1 pseudogene is annotated in these 439 nt (G+C 73.3%); it reads right to left on the bottom strand.

The features are described 5' to 3' along the window. Nucleotides 1–129: 129 nt before the first annotated feature. Nucleotides 130–439: pseudogene (locus I53_RS27645) on the bottom strand (response regulator); the annotation flags it as partial.

Here is a 439-nt window from a genome sequence, read left to right as displayed (position 1 = left end):
CGAGCCGCAGGGTCTCGTCGACCCGCCGCGCCCGCTCCGCCCGGCCCATGCGTCCGGCCTCGAGCCCGAAGGCGACATTCTGGGCGGCCGTGCGCCAGGGCAGCAGCCGGTCCTCCTGGAACATGTAGGTCATCGCCCGCCAGTCGCGGAAGGCGTGTGACGGGATGCCTCCAGGGGGCGCCAGGGCTTGGCGATGAACACGGCCTCGGGCGGCATCTCGGGCCGCGGCAGGCCATGCCCGGAGGTGATCACCAGCCGGGCCCGCGGCCACAAGGTCGCCACCGCGCGGGCGAGCTGGAGGCCGTCCATATGGCCGGCCAGCCGGACATCGGCGAAGACCAGGGCGACGTCGCCGCCGCGTGCCTGAAGGACCGACAGCGCAGCCTCGGCGCTGTCGCAGCCGACCACGTCTAGTTCCGTCTCTTCGAGCAGGGTCTCG

The organism is Methylobacterium sp. B1 (genome assembly GCF_000333255.1).
Classification (GTDB): domain Bacteria; phylum Pseudomonadota; class Alphaproteobacteria; order Rhizobiales; family Beijerinckiaceae; genus Methylobacterium; species Methylobacterium fujisawaense.
This window is presented reverse-complemented; position numbering and strand designations above follow the sequence as displayed.